General features: G+C 35.2%; 15 protein-coding genes. 9 read left to right on the top strand and 6 right to left on the bottom strand.

All coding sequences use genetic code 11. The annotated features are described in order from the left end of the window. Positions 1-31 precede the first annotated feature (31 nt). Positions 32-253 (bottom strand): hypothetical protein, encoded by a 222-nt coding sequence (locus FVB9532_RS01570; protein WP_150543455.1) that lies wholly within the window; start codon positions 251-253, stop codon positions 32-34. Between the two features lie 419 nt (positions 254-672). On the opposite strand from FVB9532_RS01570, the gene FVB9532_RS01565 reads away from it, so the two are divergent. Beyond that, the gene (locus FVB9532_RS01565) at positions 673-2,088 is read left to right on the top strand and encodes an MBL fold metallo-hydrolase (RefSeq protein ID WP_150543454.1); all 1,416 of its coding nucleotides are present in this window, start codon (positions 673-675) and stop codon (positions 2,086-2,088) included. A gap of 496 nt (positions 2,089-2,584) precedes the next feature. Here FVB9532_RS01565 and FVB9532_RS19380 read toward each other — a convergent pair whose 3' ends face one another. Next, the gene (locus FVB9532_RS19380) at positions 2,585-2,728 is read right to left on the bottom strand and encodes a hypothetical protein (protein WP_194716458.1); all 144 of its coding nucleotides are present in this window, start codon (positions 2,726-2,728) and stop codon (positions 2,585-2,587) included. Positions 2,729-3,017: 289 nt separating this feature from the next. Here FVB9532_RS19380 and FVB9532_RS01560 point away from each other — a divergent pair, with 289 nt between their 5' ends. From FVB9532_RS01560 to FVB9532_RS01545, 4 genes are all read left to right on the top strand, one after another. Further along, positions 3,018-4,499: a tail fiber domain-containing protein gene (locus FVB9532_RS01560; RefSeq protein WP_150543453.1), complete on the top strand. Its 1,482-nt coding sequence runs from the start codon at positions 3,018-3,020 to the stop codon at positions 4,497-4,499. Between the two features lie 320 nt (positions 4,500-4,819). Further along, a complete protein-coding gene (locus FVB9532_RS01555; protein ID WP_150543452.1) occupies positions 4,820-5,404 on the top strand; it encodes a HupE/UreJ family protein in 585 nt (194 codons plus the stop codon). A gap of 202 nt (positions 5,405-5,606) precedes the next feature. Next, entirely contained in the window at positions 5,607-6,035 is a 429-nt protein-coding gene (locus FVB9532_RS01550) for a deoxycytidylate deaminase (protein WP_150543451.1), read from the top strand. A gap of 50 nt (positions 6,036-6,085) precedes the next feature. Then, positions 6,086-7,645, top strand: coding sequence for a S41 family peptidase (locus FVB9532_RS01545; RefSeq protein ID WP_394349643.1), 1,560 nt, complete (start codon positions 6,086-6,088; stop codon positions 7,643-7,645). On the opposite strand, the gene FVB9532_RS01540 is transcribed toward FVB9532_RS01545, so the two are convergent. Together FVB9532_RS01540 and FVB9532_RS01535 are read right to left on the bottom strand one after the other, a co-directional pair. Beyond that, positions 7,642-7,839 carry a hypothetical protein gene (locus FVB9532_RS01540; protein ID WP_150543449.1) on the bottom strand — a complete coding sequence of 66 codons (198 nt, stop codon included), beginning with the start codon at positions 7,837-7,839 and terminating at the stop codon, positions 7,642-7,644. The two genes, FVB9532_RS01545 and FVB9532_RS01540, sit on opposite strands and share 4 nt — an antisense overlap. 4 nt (positions 7,840-7,843) lie before the next feature. Further along, positions 7,844-8,416, bottom strand: coding sequence for a MarC family protein (locus FVB9532_RS01535; RefSeq protein WP_150543448.1), 573 nt, complete (start codon positions 8,414-8,416; stop codon positions 7,844-7,846). Between the two features lie 148 nt (positions 8,417-8,564). Here FVB9532_RS01535 and FVB9532_RS01530 point away from each other — a divergent pair, with 148 nt between their 5' ends. Continuing rightward, a complete protein-coding gene (locus tag FVB9532_RS01530; protein ID WP_150543447.1) occupies positions 8,565-9,134 on the top strand; it encodes a DUF3109 family protein in 570 nt (189 codons plus the stop codon). Here the strand turns inward: FVB9532_RS01530 and FVB9532_RS01525 are convergent, their stop codons facing one another. Beyond that, positions 9,135-12,956, bottom strand: coding sequence for a T9SS type B sorting domain-containing protein (locus FVB9532_RS01525; protein ID WP_150543446.1), 3,822 nt, complete (start codon positions 12,954-12,956; stop codon positions 9,135-9,137). It abuts the gene before it with no gap. A gap of 227 nt (positions 12,957-13,183) precedes the next feature. Here FVB9532_RS01525 and FVB9532_RS01520 point away from each other — a divergent pair, with 227 nt between their 5' ends. Then, positions 13,184-14,530, top strand: coding sequence for a deoxyguanosinetriphosphate triphosphohydrolase (locus tag FVB9532_RS01520; RefSeq protein ID WP_150543445.1), 1,347 nt, complete (start codon positions 13,184-13,186; stop codon positions 14,528-14,530). Here the strand turns inward: FVB9532_RS01520 and FVB9532_RS01515 are convergent. Next, entirely contained in the window at positions 14,522-16,297 is a 1,776-nt protein-coding gene (locus tag FVB9532_RS01515; protein ID WP_150543444.1) for a 1-deoxy-D-xylulose-5-phosphate synthase, read from the bottom strand. The two genes, FVB9532_RS01520 and FVB9532_RS01515, sit on opposite strands and share 9 nt — an antisense overlap. A 37-nt stretch (positions 16,298-16,334) precedes the next feature. Here FVB9532_RS01515 and FVB9532_RS01510 point away from each other — a divergent pair, with 37 nt between their 5' ends. Both FVB9532_RS01510 and FVB9532_RS01505 read left to right on the top strand, forming a co-directional pair. Then, on the top strand, positions 16,335-16,784 hold the full coding sequence (locus FVB9532_RS01510; protein WP_150543443.1) for a nucleoside deaminase: 450 nt from the start codon (positions 16,335-16,337) through the stop codon (positions 16,782-16,784). 62 nt (positions 16,785-16,846) lie between these two features. Continuing rightward, the gene (locus tag FVB9532_RS01505) at positions 16,847-19,615 is read left to right on the top strand and encodes a helix-turn-helix and ligand-binding sensor domain-containing protein (protein ID WP_150543442.1); all 2,769 of its coding nucleotides are present in this window, start codon (positions 16,847-16,849) and stop codon (positions 19,613-19,615) included. Positions 19,616-19,770: the final 155 nt, after the last annotated feature.

The raw sequence follows: 19,770 nt of genomic DNA, 5'->3' as shown, positions 1-19,770 counted from the left end.
AGCCTTCTATTTTCTTTGTTATCTTCCCGACTTATAATTTGAAACCTTCTTTGGTAATCTTTTTCTTTTGGAAATATAAATTCAGAATAATTTTTTCGATTTCATCTATTTCAGATTTTATTATATTACTTTCATCACCTGTTCCTGTTAAATAGGTCCAGCCACGAGAACGCGTTATTGAAAAAAATACAGAGTTTCTCTTTCTAATATCTCGCGGAATAACATCACATCTAATTAAAAAAATTAGCTTCATTTTCTTTGGCTCTAAAAGCAGTTGCGAGAGCCACTCTACCTTTCTCTTTAAACAAATCTGTTCTTTCCACGAATCCGGGTGTAATACAACGTACCTTATTTTCTAAATTATTCAAACTAGATCGTATATGACTTAAAATATTCTTAGCTGATTTATTATTTAAACAGATTACTATAATTTCTTCTGGGCTTACCCCTTGAATATTGACAAGATGATCAATTAAATTAAGGAGATTTTATAACAAAAGAAGCAAATACTAAACTCTAACCTATACCCCTCCCCAACCTTTCAAGCAACTCCCCAAGCCTGATAAATATCATTTTTTAAGAACTATTATCGTGTAAGCTTTGCAACCGAGGTTACATAACTTTCTGTAAATCAGAATTAGTTTTACAGTAGGATTTTAAAAAATAGTTATCATGAAAGTAGAACAAATTTATACCGGATGTTTGGCGCACGCCGCTTATTATATAGAAAATAACGGCGAAGCAGCCATTTTTGATCCCCTACGGGAAGTAGAGCCATACCTCAACCGAGCTAACAAGGACAATGCTAAAATCAAGTATGTGTTCGAGACGCATTTTCATGCCGATTTTGTAAGTGGTCATTTAGATTTACAAAAGAAAACCGGAGCACAAATTGTCTTTGGCCCGGGAGCACAACCCAACTACGAGGCTACGATTGCAAAGGACAACCAAATTTTTAACGTTGGGAATTACCAAGTAAAAGCACTGCATACCCCAGGTCATACCATGGAAAGCACCAGCTACTTACTGATCGATGAAAACGGAAAGGAACACGGAATTATCACCGGAGACACTTTATTTATTGGAGATGTAGGAAGACCTGACCTAGCACAACATGTGGTTTCAGAATTAACCGAAGAAAAATTGGCCGGACATCTTTACGATTCACTTCGCTACAAAATCATGCCCTTAAGCGACGACTTAATCGTATATCCCAATCACGGCGCCGGCTCTGCTTGTGGTAAGAAAATGAGCAAAGAAACCACCGATACTTTGGGCAATCAGAAAAAGACAAATTATGCGTTGCGTGCCGATATGACCAAAGAAGAGTTTATAAAAGAACTTCTTGATGGGTTAACTGCACCTCCGGGTTACTTTCCTAAAAACGTACTGATGAACATTCAGGGTTACGAAAGTTTTGACGAGGTAAAACACAAAGCTGAAAATCCGCTTTCCCCAGACCAATTTGAAGCGCTTGCTAATGCTTCTCAGGCATTAATTTTAGACACTAGAAACGCTACCGATTTCTCCAAAGGCTTTATCCCGAATAGCATTAATATTGGCTTAGACGGAAATTACGCGCCTTGGGTTGGCGAACTCATCAAAGATATCAATCAAGAGATACTGTTGGTCACCGATGAAGGCAAAGCAGAAGAAGCCATTACCCGTTTAGCGCGGGTAGGTTACGACCATGCTATTGGTTACTTAAAAGGAGGTATAAACAGTTGGATTTCGGCCGGAAAAGAAACAGATACCACCGAACGTATTTCCGCAAAAGAATTTGAAACAATTTTCCATGAAAAAACGGTAACGCTTATCGATGTCCGCAAAAAAAGTGAATACGATTCGGAACACGTAGAAGGAAGCATCAATATTCCTCTTAATACCTTAAACGAACATTTAGCAGAAATCCCAAAAGAACAACCCTTTATTGTTTTTTGTGCCGGCGGTTACCGTAGTATGATTGCCAGTTCTATGCTAAAAAAACGTGGCTATGACAATTTTAAAGATGTTTTGGGCGGTTTTAAAGCCATTAAAGAAACAGACGTAAAAACATCAGATTATGTTTGCCCGAGTACTTTATTATAATAGATATTCGCTAAAAGAAGCTGTCTGAAAAACTAATTTCGTCAGTTCGAGTGGTTTTCCTTAACAAAGTGCAGGAAAAATTTATCGAGAACAATTATTTAACTTCAAGCCCTATTCTCGATACAAAAATCTTAACAGATTCTTCCTCGAACTGACGGTCTTGAAGTTAACATAATAAAGTACACTAGAGGTTACTGAAATAAAAATTTTAATCTGTCATATTCCGATGGAACATCACAGAACCGTGATTTTCTTCTGGTTAGTCTTTAAACCTCCAATACAGGATTTAGACTAAAATTTTTTAAATAAGGGTACTGGCTTCCCTTCTGTCACCTCTAGGTTTTGATAATCATAAAAGCTGAAAAACAAGCGCTTATTCGATAAATTTACCATTAACAGCTTCCCTTCAGCTAAGCCTAATAGAAATTCATTTACCCACCAAACACCAGGATCGATGCTTAATAAGCAATAAAATAATCGGGATAATTTAGTAAAGTTAAAGTACAGTTCGCCCTTCAAAAAAATGCCCTAAAAAAGTAGTTGGAGAAGAAATGCCATCTTCTTTAATTTCAGGACGAAGTTCTTTCATTAGAAATTTTAAAAACTCTTCTTCCGCTCCACGTTTTCCTCGAAACAGCATTTTTTGCTAACCAGTATACCTGTAAAAGTTAATTTTTAATCTAACAAATAACCACCGCATAGACCATACGATAACCCCCTGATAAACAGACATAATATTCAGGTTCTTTTCCTAAAATTTCAGAATTAATTCGATATACAAAAGCATAAAATTCTAGTTTTTGAACTACACTAGAAACCTCTTAACGATTTTTTTTACTTTTTAACAAATTTTAAGCAAGTTTTCTTTGATTTTTTTTTGCTTAATGAAGAATTAAATACTTTTAACTGCTGAAATAAATATCTAGAAGATGAAGAATTTAATTTGTATTATCCTGTTATTCAATTTATTTCAAACAAATGCCCAAGTTGGAGTAAACACTTCAGACCCCAAATCTGTATTAGATATTAGGTCCAGTAATCAAAGTTCACCAGCGGCCACAGATGGCATTTTAATCCCAAAAGTAGATGTATTCCCAGCTACTAACCCTACTGCCGATCAAGATGCCATGTTGGTATACCTAACAACTACCAATGACACTAATCTTCCTGGTTTTTATTATTGGAAAAATAGTACAGAGACTTGGTCGCCATTAACAAAAATAAATGAAAAAATAAATGATTTAACCGATGGGAAAAGTGATGATGATGGAAGTAATAATGGATCGTCTATTTTTTTAGGTATTGAAGCAGGAATAAATGATGATAGCCATAATAGAAGGAATGTAGGCTTAGGTTATAATGCCCTTAAAAATAATTCGTCAGGGTCTCAAAACGTTGGTATTGGTTATCAAGCTTTGATTTCAAATATTACTGGAATGGATAACATTGGTATTGGATATCGCGCTTTATATTCAAATACTGGAAACGATGATGGGGGTAAATTTAATGTTGCAGTAGGAACTGAATCATTATATAATAACACAACGGGAGTTCGCAATACTTCGCTTGGATATAGGTCTTTGAGGCTAAACACTACTGGGACTTTCAATACCGCAATTGGGTCAAATTCCTTGGAACATAACACTACAGCTGAACACAACACAAGTATTGGCGCTAGAACACTCACTGCTAATACCACAGGCTCTGAAAATACAGCTAATGGATATGGTGCTATGTTTAAAAATACAACGGGAAGTTATAATGCTGCTTTTGGATCGGGCAGCTTAATTCAAAATACTGTAGGAGGTAGTAATGTCGCTTTTGGAAAGAGCAGCTTAGCTCAAAATACTGAAGGAAATCAAAATTCTGGTTTAGGTTTTGAAGCACTATATAACAATACTGTTGGTAATGATAATATTGCAATTGGATTTAAAGCGCTAAGGCATACTTCTGGAAACAACAATATAGGAATTGGAACTAACGTTTCTTCAAGTGCGAACGATGCAAATAATGAAGTAACTATTGGTAATAGCAATAACAATGTATACAGAATGTATGCTTCGAGTTGGACAACGATTTCAGATAAAAATTTAAAACATAACATAAATACGATTCCGGTAGGCTTAGATTTGGTTTCAAAACTAAAACCAGTTGAGTTTATCTATAACAATGCTAAAGATGAGCAAAAAACCTATGGCTTTATAGCTCAAGAAGTAAAAAAAGCCCTTAAGGATAGCAATATTTCTGATGAAGTGATTGTTGTTGATTTTGATGAGAAATATATAGGTATGAAGCAAACAGAACTCATTCCTGTTTTAACAAAAGCCATTCAAGAGCAACAAACTCAAATCGAGAAGATGCAGGATGAAATAAAAAAATTAAATGAAATGATTGCCAAAATTGTAGAATAGAATTTTAGCATCAAAAAAATAAATACTTATTTGACTAAAAATTTTCATAGAACTCACTTAAAAGAGATTTATGAAATTACAATTAGGCACACGCTATTCCATTAAAAATAAAAATAGTCTCTATTAAAAAGGTCATTCAGTTCATGAAAACAGCAATGTTTTAGGTTACCAAAGCACTTCGCATTTTATTATGATGTTTAAAAAGTACTATGGCTATACCACCCCAAAAACAAGTTTTAAAAGGACAAACAAATTAATTAATTCTTTTTAAAATCTAAATTTTAAAATGTAAGTTTGATATACTAAACGGATACCCCTACATGAGCGAATTTTGGATTTACTTTAAACTGGGCCTTAACCACGTACTAAATTGGAATGCTTACGACCACGTACTTTTTCTAATTGTATTGGTGGCTTCTTATACTTTTTTAGAATGGAAAAGGGTTTTTTGGTTAGTCACTACCTTTACCCTGGGTCATACCGTAGCATTATTACTGGCCACTTTTGATGTGGTAAAAGTTAATTCTGCCTATGTAGAATTTCTTATCCCGGTAACGATTTTTATTACCGCGCTTTATAATTTAATAAATGCAGGAAAAACACCTAAGGAAGGAGGCATGGGTATTCTTTTTGCCGTCACCCTTTTCTTTGGAATTATACACGGACTGGGCTTTTCTTCCTTCTTTGTTGGCTCTGTAGGTTCAGGAACAGATAAACTGGTTTGGCTATTAGAATTTGCTTTAGGCATTGAAGCCGCTCAAGCCATCATTGTTATTTGTGTCTTGATTTTCGCTTTAATCTTTCAGTCATTATTTAACTATTCTAAAAGAGATTGGGTATTGGTAGTTGCTTCCATCGTTATTGGGCTTGTAATTCCTATGTTGATAAAAAATAATATCTGGTAAAAAAACGTTCTTGTTTTTTTAAAGACTAAAAAAGAAAATTATTCTTATAAATTTACCATCTAGACTTAATTGGTATGTTAATCTTTAAGTTCTTCGATTAGAGTGAAAATTTTTCCCTACTTTGTTACAAAAAAGCACTCCGAACGACTAATTTTTACAATAAGAATAGACCATACCAAGTTACTAATCTAAATCTTGAACAATGTCTGCTGAAAAACAGCTCAAATTTGATAAAGCTTATTTACGAATGGCCGTAGAATGGGGAAAACTCTCTCATTGCCAACGAAAAAAAGTGGGTGCCATCATTGTCAAAGACCGAATGATTATTTCAGATGGTTACAATGGAACGCCCAGCGGTTTTGAAAACTGTTGTGAAGATGAAGAAGGCCTCACCAAATGGTATGTTTTACATGCTGAAGCTAATGCTATTTTAAAAGTGGCCGGCTCTACCCAATCCTGTAAAGACTCCACGCTCTACATCACGATGTCGCCATGTAAAGAATGTAGCAAATTAATTCATCAAGCTGGCATAAAACGTGTTGTATATCAAAACGGATATAAAGATGATTCGGGTTTGAATTTTTTGCAAAAAGCAGGCGTTCAAATTGATCAAATAACTGAACTAAACTAACAGAAGCATAGTGTATAGTGAATACTTACTCTAAAAAATACTTGCCTTTAATTATTGGTGCCGCTTGCGCGATAGGCGTTCTCATTGGCTCTTCGCTAGATTTTTCTGATAATTCTGAAGGCTTATTCGCTAAAAATGCTAAAAAAGAAAAGCTAAACCGCTTAATAGATTACATAGATTACGAGTATGTAGATGAGGTGAACACCGATAGTATTGTCGATATTACCGTTAATAAAATTTTAGAAGATTTAGACCCACATTCTACTTATATCCCCAAGAAAAAATACGATGCTGTTGCCGAAAATATGAAAGGTGATTTTGTGGGCATCGGGGTAAGTTTTTATACCTTAAACGATACGATTGCTGTGATTAGAGCAATTGCTGACGGACCCAGCGAAAAAGCTGGAATTAAAGCCGGTGACCGGATTTTATACGCCGATGGCATTGAACTCGCCCAAAATACTATTGGAACCGATTCCCTTTCTTCTCTGTTGAAAGGAGAAATCAATACCATTGTGAATTTAAAAGTACAACGCAAAGGAGAAGAAAAGCTCTTAAATTTCAAGGTAAAAAGAGGCAAGATCCCCATTAAAAGTGTTGATGCGGCTTATATGTTAACTAATAAACTGGGGTATGTAAAAGTGAACCGTTTTGCCGAAACCACTTACGAAGAATTTGAAACGGCCATCGAAAACCTAATCAAACAAGGAGCCACAGAACTTGCCTTAGATTTAAGGGATAATGGCGGTGGCTATTTAGATCAGGCTGTAAAAATAGCCGATGAATTTCTCAGCAAGAAAAAACTGATTGTTTTCACCAAGAATAAATCGGGAGAAATCAACAAAACCTTTGCCACCGATAAAGGTAAGTTTGAAAACACCAAGGTGTATGTACTTATCAACGAAAATTCGGCTTCTGCCAGCGAAGTGGTGGCCGGAGCTTTACAGGACAATGATATTGGAATTATTGTAGGCCGCCGTTCTTACGGAAAAGGATTGGTACAACGAGAAATGAATTTAGGTGATGGAAGTGCTGTACGATTAACCGTAGCTAGGTATTACACGCCAACAGGAAGGTCTATTCAAAAACCTTATGCTTCCGGAAATAAAGAATATTTTAATGAATACCATAACCGCTATACAAATGGCGAATTACAAACTAAAGATTCTATTCATGTAAACGATTCGTTACGCTATGAAACCCCGGAAGGAAAAATAGTGTATGGTGGTGGCGGGATTATCCCCGATGTGTTTGTCCCTAAAAATACCGATTTTGAAAAGGAAAGCTTAACCTATATGCTTCGTGGTGGAGTGATGGACCGTTTTATCTTCAACATTTTAGAAAAAAACCGAAGTTATTACAACCAAATAAGTCAGCAGGAATTTGAGGAAGAAGAAATGATTTCAGAAGAAATTTTAGAAGAATACATTGCTTACCTCAACGAATTCAACTTCGATTTCAAAACCACCAATTATCGCTATTTATTGAAAAAGTACCTTAGGGCAACAATGGCAGAACAACTATTTGGCACTAATGCTTTCGAAAAAATCATCAATCAAGATGATGCGATGATTGAAAAAATTCTGGAACTGGAGAAAAATCCTTCTTAAGCTTCTGTTTTCTTTTTAATTTCTTTAGAAATCAATAAAATGAGCATGAGTACGATAACACAAAGTGACGCCAATACACAGGCTACGGCTACTTTGCTGTCTTTCGCCATTAAATCGCTATAATCTATCATCGTGAGGTTGTAAATCAATAGACCTACCGCACTTACAATTAAGAAGTAAATAAGATATTTCATGGGGTTAAAATAAGTTTTGAATATTCGCTGCAAATAATTTAACTGCTATGGCTAACAAAACTACACCAAAAATTTTACGTATCACACTAATTCCCTGTTTTCCTAAGATACGTTCAATTTTTCCGGAAGATTTTAACACGGCATAGACGATCACAATATTTATTAAAATCGCAACGATAATATTCACGGTATGGTATTCTGCCCTTAATGAAAGTAAAGAGGTCATGGTTCCCGCTCCGGCAATCAAAGGAAATGCCAACGGAACAATAGCAGCTGTTTCCGGAGCATCGTCTTTATAAAGCTGAACCCCAAGAATCATTTCAATAGCCAAGAAAAATAGAATAAAAGAACCGGCAACGGCAAAGGAGTTTACATCTATCCCAATAAGGGTTAAAATAGTTTCCCCTACAAAAAGAAAAATCACCATTAAGATAGCTGCCACAATCGAAGCTTTTTCACTTTGAATATGCCCTACTTTTTCCCTTAAATCTACAATAATTGGAATGCTCCCGACAATATCGATTACTGCAAACAAGATCATTCCCGCTGTAAAAATTTCTTTAATATCGAATCCCATAACATTTCTTTTTTTAAAATGCGCGCAAAAGTATTTTATTTTGAATAGGTTACAAGAACTAAATTCAAAAATTTATATTAATTTTTCGTTACCTCATTGTCGGTGTTAAATTTATGGCTTACAAAAAAATCCTATTAACTTTGCAAATATGTTTCAGATAGGAAAAACAATCGTTTCAGAAGATATTATAGAGAAAGATTTTGTGTGTAATCTTTCTGCTTGTAAAGGGGCTTGTTGTGTAGAAGGCGAAGCCGGAGCACCGGTGGAAGCTAAAGAGGTAGATTTATTAAAAGAAGTGTACCCTACCGTCAAGCCATTTTTAAGAAAAGAAGGCATCGAAGCTATTGAAGCACAAGGCACTCACGTAGAAAATGATTTTGGTGAGTACGAAACACCTCTCGTGAATGGAGCCGAATGTGCTTATGTAACTTTTGATGACCGCGGAACTGCACTTTGCGGAATTGAAGCTGCCTACCGGGCTGGTGAAATCAAGTGGAAAAAGCCTATTTCTTGTGAGCTTTACCCGATTAGGGTTCAGGAATACTCTCAATTTTCAGCCGTCAATTATCATCGCTGGCCTATTTGTGATGATGCTTGCTCTTTGGGAAAAGAGTTACAGACCCCAATTTACAAGTTTGTAAAAGAAGCCCTTATCAAAAAGTTTGGAGAAGATTGGTATTTAGAAATTGAAAAAACTGCTAAGAACCTACAGCGGTAATTACCTTTTCAAGGTGAAGTTAGCCACAAACTGTTTTTCTTTACCGTCTTTTACATATTCTACTTTAAACCAATAATCGTTACTTGGCATTTGTTTTCCGTTATAAGTGCCATCCCAAAAACCACGGGAAGGGGAAAAACTGGTTAAAAGTTTACCGAACCTGTTATGAATATAGATCACGGCTTCTTTATTATTCTTTAAATCTGAAATGTTCCAAGTATCGTTTACCCCATCTTGATTAGGCGTAAAAAACCTAGGGTAATTAATCACATCAACCTCAACAGTAGTTTCTCCGCAATCTCCTGTTATTCCTTTTACCGTAATTGTATGGGTACCTGAAGAAACATTGTAGAAATAATTACTTGTTTGAAAGAAATTATTATCTAGTTGATACATATATTCTCCATAACCTTCTACTACTTCCACGCTAATAGTGGCTACTTCAGCAAAATCTTCACTTACTTTTACCTTGACCTCCGGTTGACTGGATGGGATGACCGTAACTGTGGTTGGATTATAATTACAATCTGCTCCTACTTCCGGCGTAAGTTTAATAGTTTGTACCGTATATTCACCCGGTTCTTCTGCATAATAATTTTCACCGGTATGGACTAAACTGCCATTTAAATACCAATCTATTTGAAATTCTGTGGGGTCTATTCCAGATTGCAACAGGAATGGAGATACTACATCACCCGTTTCTGCATCTAAACAAACTACTCCACCTTCCACTTCAAAATCTAAGAGGGGATAAATAGTGATTTCAAATTCTTCTTCGTCAAAACATTGCGGGTTATTTGCAGCTTCGGCATATACATAAACGGTAAAAGTTCCCGCTGTCGAAAAGGTCTCTTCATCAGAAGAAATCGGGTTATTACCTCCAGCTTCCCAATAATAACCGATATTCGTGTCAGCTATCTCCTGTAAGTTAGGAAGCGTATAACTTCCACAAGCTTCCACATTATTATAACCGGGCAAGTCTGGCGTTTGAGATACAGTTACCGTAAAACTCGTTTCACTAGTGCAGGTAATTCTATTATTACTTTCTTGCGCATAAATGTAAATTTCCTGAGATTCCGTTATAATTGTTCCGGAAGAAAGCATGGTTCCTCCAGCGTCACTTTCGGTATAATAGTTTCCTTGATTTAACGTAGGCAAAATAAATTGATCACAAACATCCACATCTTCTACTTGCCCTAACACATCTACATGAACAATATTGACGGTGAATTCTTTTTGGTTATAGCATGGAGATCCAGGCCCTCCATCATTATAAATATAAATGAGTTGTGTCTCGGTTATTTCTTCCCCAGCTTGTAATTGAGTACCTCCTCCAAAAGGGGCGGTATAAAAATTGCCTCCTGTTGGCTCAGGAAGAGTATAAGAATTACATTCATACTCATCTGCGAAATTCTGTATGGGAGGAAGAGGATCATCAATTACCTCAAAAAACGTTTCATCAGAACAACCATCTTCTTCATTGTAGATATAGATAGTTTGGGGTTCCGCAATGACATCGCCTTCATTTAACTGCACTCCTTCCCCGTTACTTTCAGTATAATAATTCCCATGCTGTAACGCAGGCAATATATAGGTATCTGCATCACACTGCAACCCTGCATTCTGCAAAGAATCTACTTCCGGAGTTTGATTCACTTCTAAATAAAAAGAAAGATTATCGGTACAGTTTTCTTCTGCAGAAGAAAAATAATAAACATAAATAGTTTGAGATACTGTTAAGGTACTATCGGCTTCTATCACTTGCCCCTCTCCAGCGGCTTCTGTGTGGTAGTATAAGTTACCAGGCAAGTAGGGTAACGTATATTCTCCGCAAGCATCAACATCTTCATAATCAGGAATAATCCTTACAAATATTTTTTTAGAATCTGTACAACTCCCCACTTGGGCATACACATAGACTATTGTACTAGACTCTATTATGTCTCCTTCGGCCAACTCCGGACCTTCTCCATTAGGTGCTAAGAAATAGCCAATATTACTATCTGGTAATCCATAAGTATCTAAGCTAGGCAAAGTATAAGACTCGTTATTACAGTTAATGATGGTTTCATCTGGCCCTAAGTCTGGTGCTGGCAATATGGTTTTAACAATCGCTTCATTTTTGCAGATTTCCCCATCAATTTCAGCAAAAAAGTATATGGTTACATCCTCTGTATAAATAGTTCCTGGTTCTATAATTTCTCCACCTCCATAGGGCCCATCTATTTCTGTATAAAAACTAGTTCCTTCTGGAGGAGTAGGAACCACAAACTCTCCACAAGAAAATTCCGGTAGTATAAAATCTGCAATTAGTTGAACTGTAAAAGCTAAATAGTTGGTACACCCGTATTGGTTGGGGGGAGTTATAATTAGATAAGATCCCGTTTCTACAATGGCATCTCCTGCAACATATCCACCCTCATAAGTATACCCGTCGGGCAATGAAGGTAATATATACTCCGTACATTCAATTACACTTTCCTGTTCTACCTCTACTTCGGGGAGTGGATGTATAATTACATCAAACGAGATAACTTCTTCGCAACCGGAATCATCTGTACTTGTAATTATTGCATAAATGGTGATCACCTCAAAATCTACATTTAGATTATATATTCCAGTATCCCCAAGATCCTCATCTTCAACAGGGTTTGTTTGATTCTCATAATCCTCATCTCCTATATAATATACATAATCATAGATACTTAAAGGTTCTCCCAAAGCAATTTCATCAGTAAATATTTGTCTTAATCTAATTTGTATAGAAGCTTCTTTACAAAACTCCAAATCTGCCGGTTGTCCAATAAGAAAATGATTAATAACAATTTCGTCGGTAACTACACAACTTCCATCACTATTTGCAATAGTAACCGAATAGGTTCCTCCTTCTGTTACCGTATAAGAGGAGCTGGTCTCCCCTTGTATAACTTCATCGTCCTTCTTCCAAGTATGAGAATACACAGAGGCATCTATCTCTGTATCTAACGTAAAGCTTTCATTTCCACATAAAGTAAAATCTTCTCCTAAATCTACTTTCGTTTCAAAACTTCCTGCTGCTAAAAAAATTGCAGAATCATAATCTGGATCATTAGAATCACCAATAATGAACCTAATTCTGTAAGGCGCTCCCACCTCTAAACCTGAAGAGGCATTTAATACTTTTGTATGCCCTCTCATATTTAACGTAGATGAAGCAGGATTATCTACATTATAGACATCAAAGTATTCCTCATATTCAGAACTACATTCGGGATTATAAGCATTATCCCTTATATTTTTAACAGATACCGGAATAGGTGTTTCTGGGATAAGCCCAATATTATTGCTTTCTCCAGTATTCAAATTAGTTAATACAAATGCTAAAACATCGTTGGAGATACATTGAAACTCTCCATACTCATTTGAAGCCAACAAAAAATCAAAACTTAACTTATTGGATATAGGTACAAAATCAAACTGTAAATAAGCCACATCGGTAATATCTGCAACTTGACCAGAACTATTAGCCACCTCTTCCAGGTCTGCATCTCCATTACTATTCTGCTGTGTACTTATATTCTCTCCTGTATACATTCCCGCCGTGTATTGAGCCTCTCCACTTCTAATAATAACACCTTCAGAAATAGGAAAATCACCGTTATTATTATCAAAGCTTGCCACAGAAACATTCGAAGAAATTGAAATATTGGAGACTTCTAAACAAGCATTATTTAATAACATATCTACTAATTGTTGCTGACTTGTTGAATTATCAACAGATATGCTTTGAGAAAAAACGTTTAGGCTACATAAAACTATAAGTAACGTGAAGTACTTTTTCATAAATGCAAAAGGGTGAGTAATTATTATTTCATTGGAAAATAAGGTGTTATCGTAAAACTAATCAATATTAACAAAAAATTAAAGTATTTATCGTCAAATCTGTAAAAACCTTAAACTTTGATTGATTTATTAAAACTATCCTGTCAATTTACAAACAAGTTCAATAAAAATATCCCTACTTATCTTTCTTAAGTTTTACCTACTTTTACAATTGGAAAATTAACTATATGAACTGGGAACAATTACTTTCTTTAAAACGTTTTGGAGACACAACCAAAAGATTAAGAACAGAACAAGATGAAACAAGACTAGGTTTTGAAGTAGATTACGACCGGGTAATTTTCTCTTCTGCTTTTAGAAGTTTACAAGACAAAACACAGGTAATCCCTCTTTCTAAAACCGACTTTGTTCATACTAGATTAACCCATAGTCTGGAAGTCTCTGTAGTAGGAAGGTCTTTAGGTAGGATTGTAGGAAAAAAAATTATTGAAAAACACCCTCATCTTTCAGCAACCCATGGATATCATTTTAATGATTTTGGTGCCATTGTAGCTGCAGCAGCCTTAGCTCACGATATAGGCAACCCTCCTTTTGGACATTCAGGGGAAAAAGCAATTGGAGAATATTTTAAAAATGGGAGCGGCAAACGTTTCAAGAACCAACTTACCCCTAAGGAATATCACGATCTTACCCATTTTGAAGGAAATGCCAATGGCTTTAAGTTATTAACAGAAACCAAAAACGGAAACAAGGATGGTTTAAGACTGTCTTACGCCACCTTAGGCGCTTTCACCAAATACCCCAAAGAATCGCTTCCCCATAGACCTACCGATGAGATAGCCGATAAGAAATTTGGTTATTTTCAAAGTGAGAAAGACATTTTTAAAGATGTAGCCCAAGAACTTGGGTTAATAGATTCCGGAAGAAAAGAAGATATTCATTACAAACGGCATCCACTTACTTTTTTAGTGGAAGCAGCCGATGATATTTGCTATACCATTATTGATTTTGAAGATGGAATTAATTTAGGCTTAATTGATGAAAGTTTTGCCCTAGAATATTTAATTAAATTAGTAAAAAACAGCATCAATACCAAAAAATACCATGCCTTAACCAATACTGAAAGTAGATTAAGTTATTTAAGGTCCCTAGCGATTAACACCTTAATTCAGGATGCCACAAAAGTATTTATTGAAAATGAAGAGGCTATTTTAGAAGGAAACTTTCACAAATCTTTATTAGACAAATCCAATTACAAAGCTCAGATTGAAGATATTATTAGTTTGAGTGTAGAAAAAATTTATCAAAGTCAGGAAGTAATTGAAAAGGAAATTGCAGGGTATAAAATTATCACGATGCTCTTAGACACCTACACGCAAGCCATTGAAAATAATGTAAACGGGAAACTCACCAATTACGACAAGCTTATTTTAAACAGTTTTCTAAAAGATTTTGAAACAGAAAAAAAATCAATTTATCAATGGTTAATACAATTATGTTCTCGGGTAGCCTCCCTCACCGACGGTCATGCGCTTCGAACTTTTGAAAAGCTTTCAGGCAGTAAGTTAAGTTAATAATTGTTGAAGGGTTTTCTTTATCTTTTCAGCAGAAATCCCTACCAAATCTTTTAATTCTTCTGTAGTTCCCTGTTCAATAAACTCATCAGGAACACCTAGGTTCATTATTTTTGAAGTAAATTGATGTCTATGGGCAAATGCCAAAATCGCTTCGCCTGCTCCTCCGGAAATCACGCCGTCTTCTATCGTAATTACGGTTTGGTATTGCTGAAAAATTTCGGTTAATAATTGTTCATCCAAGGGTTTTACAAAACCCAAATCGTAGTGAGCCACTTTTTCAGAATGCTGGAGTTGCCCAAGGGCTTTTTCAACTTCTGTTTTTATAGTTCCTACAGAAATGATAGCCATATCATTACCAGGTTGAAGTTGCTTTCCTTTACCAATAGTTACCTGTTGAAATTCTTTTTGCCAGTCGAGTTTTGTTCCTCTTCCTCTAGGGTAGCGAATGGCTATCGGATTTTCTAAACCTAAAGAAGAGGTGTAGAGAATATTTCGAAGTTCAATTTCATCAGCAGGAGTCGCAATTATCAAATTTGGGATGCAACGCAAATAAGCTATATCAAAAACACCATGATGGGTAGCCCCGTCTTCCCCTACTAATCCCGCACGATCTACACAGAAAATCACGGGTAAGTTTTGCAAAGCCACATCATGAATTAATTGGTCGTAAGCACGCTGCAAAAAGGTAGAATATATAGTACAAAAAACCGTTTTCCCTTGGGTTGCCATACCTGCAGCAAGTGTAACCGCATGTTGCTCTGCAATCCCTACATCAAAGGCACGATCGGGAAATTCTTGCATCATATACTTTAAAGAACTTCCGGTAGGCATTGCCGGGGTAATCCCTATAATTTCTTTATTTGTTTTGGCCAATTCTACCAATGTCAATCCAAAGACATCTTGAAATTTGGGAGGTAATTGTTCATTATTTTTCGGGAGTAATTCTCCGGTCTTTTTATCAAATTTACCAGGAGCATGGTAAGTCACCTGATTTTCTTCAGCCTGCCGAAGTCCTTTTCCTTTTTTTGTAATCAAGTGAAGAAACTTAGGCCCTTTCACTTTTTCTAATTCCTCAAAAGCTTTAAAAATAGAATCAAAATTATGCCCATCAATAGGACCGGAATAATGAAAGTTTAAAGCCTCAATCATATTATCCTGTTTCGGTTTAATTCCGATTTTTGATTTTGATAAATATTCTTTTAAGGCTCCTACACTCAGATCAATCCCTATGGCATTATCATTCAAAATAACCCAGAGGTTAGCATCGGTTACTCCTGCGTGATTAAGCCCTTCAAAGGCCATTCCACTAGCAATAGAAGCATCCCCAATAACGGCGATATGATTTTTGACTGTATTCCCATTTAACCGAGAAGCAATGGCCATTCCCAAAGCAGCAGAAATAGAAGTAGAACTATGTCCAACTCCAAAAGTATCATACTCACTTTCATTGCGTTTTGGAAACCCGCTCAAACCATTTAATTTTCGATTGGTATCAAAAATACTTCGTCTTCCGGTTAAAATTTTATGTCCATAAGCTTGATGCCCTACATCCCATACCAATACATCTTCCGGTGTATTAAAATAATAATGCAGAGCAATACTTAATTCAACCACACCCAAACTCGCTCCCAAATGCCCTTCTTTGGTAGCTACAATATCGATAATGAACTCCCGAAGCTCTTTTGCTACTTGCAACAACTCGCTTTTATCGAGCTTTCTCAAATCTTTCGGAGCGTTTATATTTTGCAATAATCTTGATGTCATACGACAAAGGTAAAGTTTGAAATTGTATTTTTGGATCATGTTAACTCCTTTTGACGACACTTATTTCATGAAAAAAGCGCTTGAAGAAGCGCAAGAGGCTTACGAGCGTAACGAAATCCCGGTAGGTGCCATTATTGTAAGTAACAATACAGTCATTGCCCGTGGTCATAACCTAACGGAAATGCTAAACGACGTCACTGCACACGCTGAAATGCAAGCCATTACCGCAGCAGCCAATTACTTAGGCGGAAAATATTTAATTGACTGTACCCTATATGTGACTTTGGAACCTTGCCAAATGTGCGCCGGCGCTTTATATTGGAGTCAAATTTCTAGAATTGTATTCGCCGCCAAAGATGAACACCGAGGCTATCGGGTAATGGGAGGCAAATTACATCCAAAAACTAAAGTTACTGAAGGCTTACTTGAAAAAGAGGCTTCTACCCTCCTTAAAAAATTCTTCCTTAAAAAGAGAAACCTTAACTAATTAAAACGCAAACCTAGTTTTATAGGTTTTGATTATATTTGAAATAATGACCCCATTTCGTTATGATGAGACACGGCTTATTCATCTTCTTATTTTTCTTTTCACATTTATTGCTAGCTCAGCAAACCATTCCCTTTTTTAAAAATTATACCAAAAATGATTACCAAGGAGAAAATGCTAACTGGGATATTACACAAGATAAATCAGGAACGATTTATACCGCCAACAATTATAAACTACTCGAATATAATGGGAACGAATGGAAAAAGTATGAATTACCTAAGCACCTTGTTATAAGATCTGCTAAAGTTATTGAAGACACTTTGTTTACCGGGGCTTATCAAGAATTTGGCTATTGGCTCCACAACAATAAAAACGAGTTAATTTATAAAAGCTTAAGTGAGAAGTTTTCTGTTGATTTCTTTAAAAATGATGCTATTTGGAAGATCTATAAGTTTAAGGAAGAAATTGTATTTCAATCGTTTAAAGGGATGTATCTTTTCAACAAAAATAAAGGAGAAATACAAAAAATTCCATTTCCTGATATTTCAGCCATCTTCACCTATAATTTTAATAATTCTATTTACTTAGCCAGTAAATATGGAGGGGTTTATCAATTAAAAAATAATGAATTTGTTTATGAAGAGTGGAGCAAGCCTTTGCAAGACTTTACCATCCAATCGATGGTAGCTTTTGAGGGCGGATTTTTATTAGGAACTCAACTTAATGGCATTTATTTATATAAAAACAATATCCTGAGTAAATGGTTAGATAAAGACAGTCCGATTATTGATGGAATTGAAATTAATAACCTAAGTATTGTAGACCAAAAACTTTGTATAGGCTCCATTAACAATGGTTTATTAATTCTCAATAAGCAAAAAGAACTTTTATATACCATTAACACCAACAACGGTTTGTTAAATAATACGGTTTTAAGCCAATATGAAGATGCCTCGGGTAATTTATGGCTGGGACTTGACAATGGGTTTGCCTGTGTTTATTTAAGTTCACCATTATATGCTTTTAATGACAAGAGCGGAAAGTTAGGAACACTTTATGCCATCGCAAAAAGCCGAAAAGATCCCGATCTTGAATACTTGGGGAGTAATCACGGAGTATTTAAAAAGGAGAACAACAAACTTTCTTTTATTGAAAACTCTAACGGACAAGTATGGAACTTGAAACAAATTGGTAATGAAATTATTTGTGGCCATAACAATGGAACATTTCTCATCAAAAATGGCGTTTTTGAGTTTCTTAGCACCATTAGTGGAGGTACACGACTAATCCCTACAGAAAACCCAAATGAATTTATTCAAGGTAATTATTCGGGTCTTAGTAAATTTATAAGAAGTAAAACAGGTTGGAAAATTAGCCATTTTCAAAACGCAGATTATCGGGTTAGCGAATTGGCTTTAGATAAAAACAACAACTTTTGGATAGTTTCCCCTCATAATGGGATTTATAGATTTAAGCAAGATGGAGAAATCTTAATCGAAAATAAACACTATCCCTTAGAAAAATTTCAACATATCTTCCAGTTGAATAATGATATTTTTTTAACCGGAAAAAAACAGGTTTTTAAATATGATATTATTAATGATACCATTATTAAGGATGAGATTTTAACCGAAAAGTTAATGCCGCTAGATAAGGTTATGGCTTTTCAGGATAAATTTATTGTAACAAAAAATGAGAACCGGATAAATATACTGGATATTTCTTCTAACAAAACGCTTCAACTTTCTTCTAAAATAACCGAAAACAAACTAGTTCAGGATTTTGACTTTGCTAAAGCGATCAACGATTCTATCTATCTTTTTTTAGACGATGGTTATCTATTGGTAGATATGAGCAATCAAAACATAGAAGTGCAAGATAAAAATGCTCCTTCTATCGCTAGCTTAAGCATCAACGAGGAACTAAAAAAAATTGATAGTCTTTATAAAATACCTTACAAGAAAAACTCCATTCGCTTTTCGTTAACCAACCATAAGCCGGCCAATTACCTCCAACATAGCTTTAAATACAAATTAGAGGGCTACGACCAGTGCTGGGAAATCACAAATTCCAATAAAATAACCTTTGAAAATTTGCCTAAAGGAGACTACCGCTTATTGGTAAAAAACATTTCCGGTAATCAAGAGAGTAAAGTTTTATCCTATAAATTTACAATTCTACCCCCTTGGTATTTTAGTGTTCAAGCCATTATTGGTTATATCCTTTTTATTTTCCTTTCTTTCTACTTCATTCATCTATATAACAAAAGAAGATATATTAGAAAGCAAAACCGCTTTGAAAGAGAGTTAGCTTATAAAAATGAGTTAGAATTAAAAGAGGAAAAAATTGAAAATCATAAACGCCTTGCAGAGTTAGAAAAGAAACAACTACGCGAACAATTAGATTCTAAAAGAAGGGAACTTGCTACTTATGCTGCCAGTATGGCTAAAAAAGAAGAAATTTTAAATCAACTGGAGAAAGAAATCAATAAAGAGGAAATTAAGAAAGAGCACAGTAAACTTTATGATAGACTAAACAAGTTTAAAGAAAAACAATCTCATTCTGAAGATGACTGGAAGCTATTTGAAAGAAATTTCAATGAAGTTCACGATAACTTTTTCAAGAAGCTACAAGAAGATTTCCCCAAACTCACCCCAAAAGACTTAAAACTTTGTGCGTATTTAAAAATGAACCTCAGTTCTAAAGAAATCGCTCCTCTAATTGGTATTACTTACCGAAGTGTAGAACTCCATCGTTACCGCCTTAGAAAAAAACTTAACCTTGACAAAAAAGACAGTTTAGTTAAGTTTTTACTTTCAATTGATTAAAACATTTGTAACGAAAACGTTATAATTAACATAATCAAGACTCATCAATAACTCATCAAATAGATTTTTATTACTCGCTAACCCACATCAATTTTTTATTTAAAAAACTAAAAATCAGTAATTTAAAATTTAATTACTTCTTGATGAGTTTAGTT

Source organism: Mesonia oceanica, assembly GCF_902499555.1.
Taxonomy (GTDB): domain Bacteria; phylum Bacteroidota; class Bacteroidia; order Flavobacteriales; family Flavobacteriaceae; genus Mesonia; species Mesonia oceanica.
This window is presented reverse-complemented; position numbering and strand designations above follow the sequence as displayed.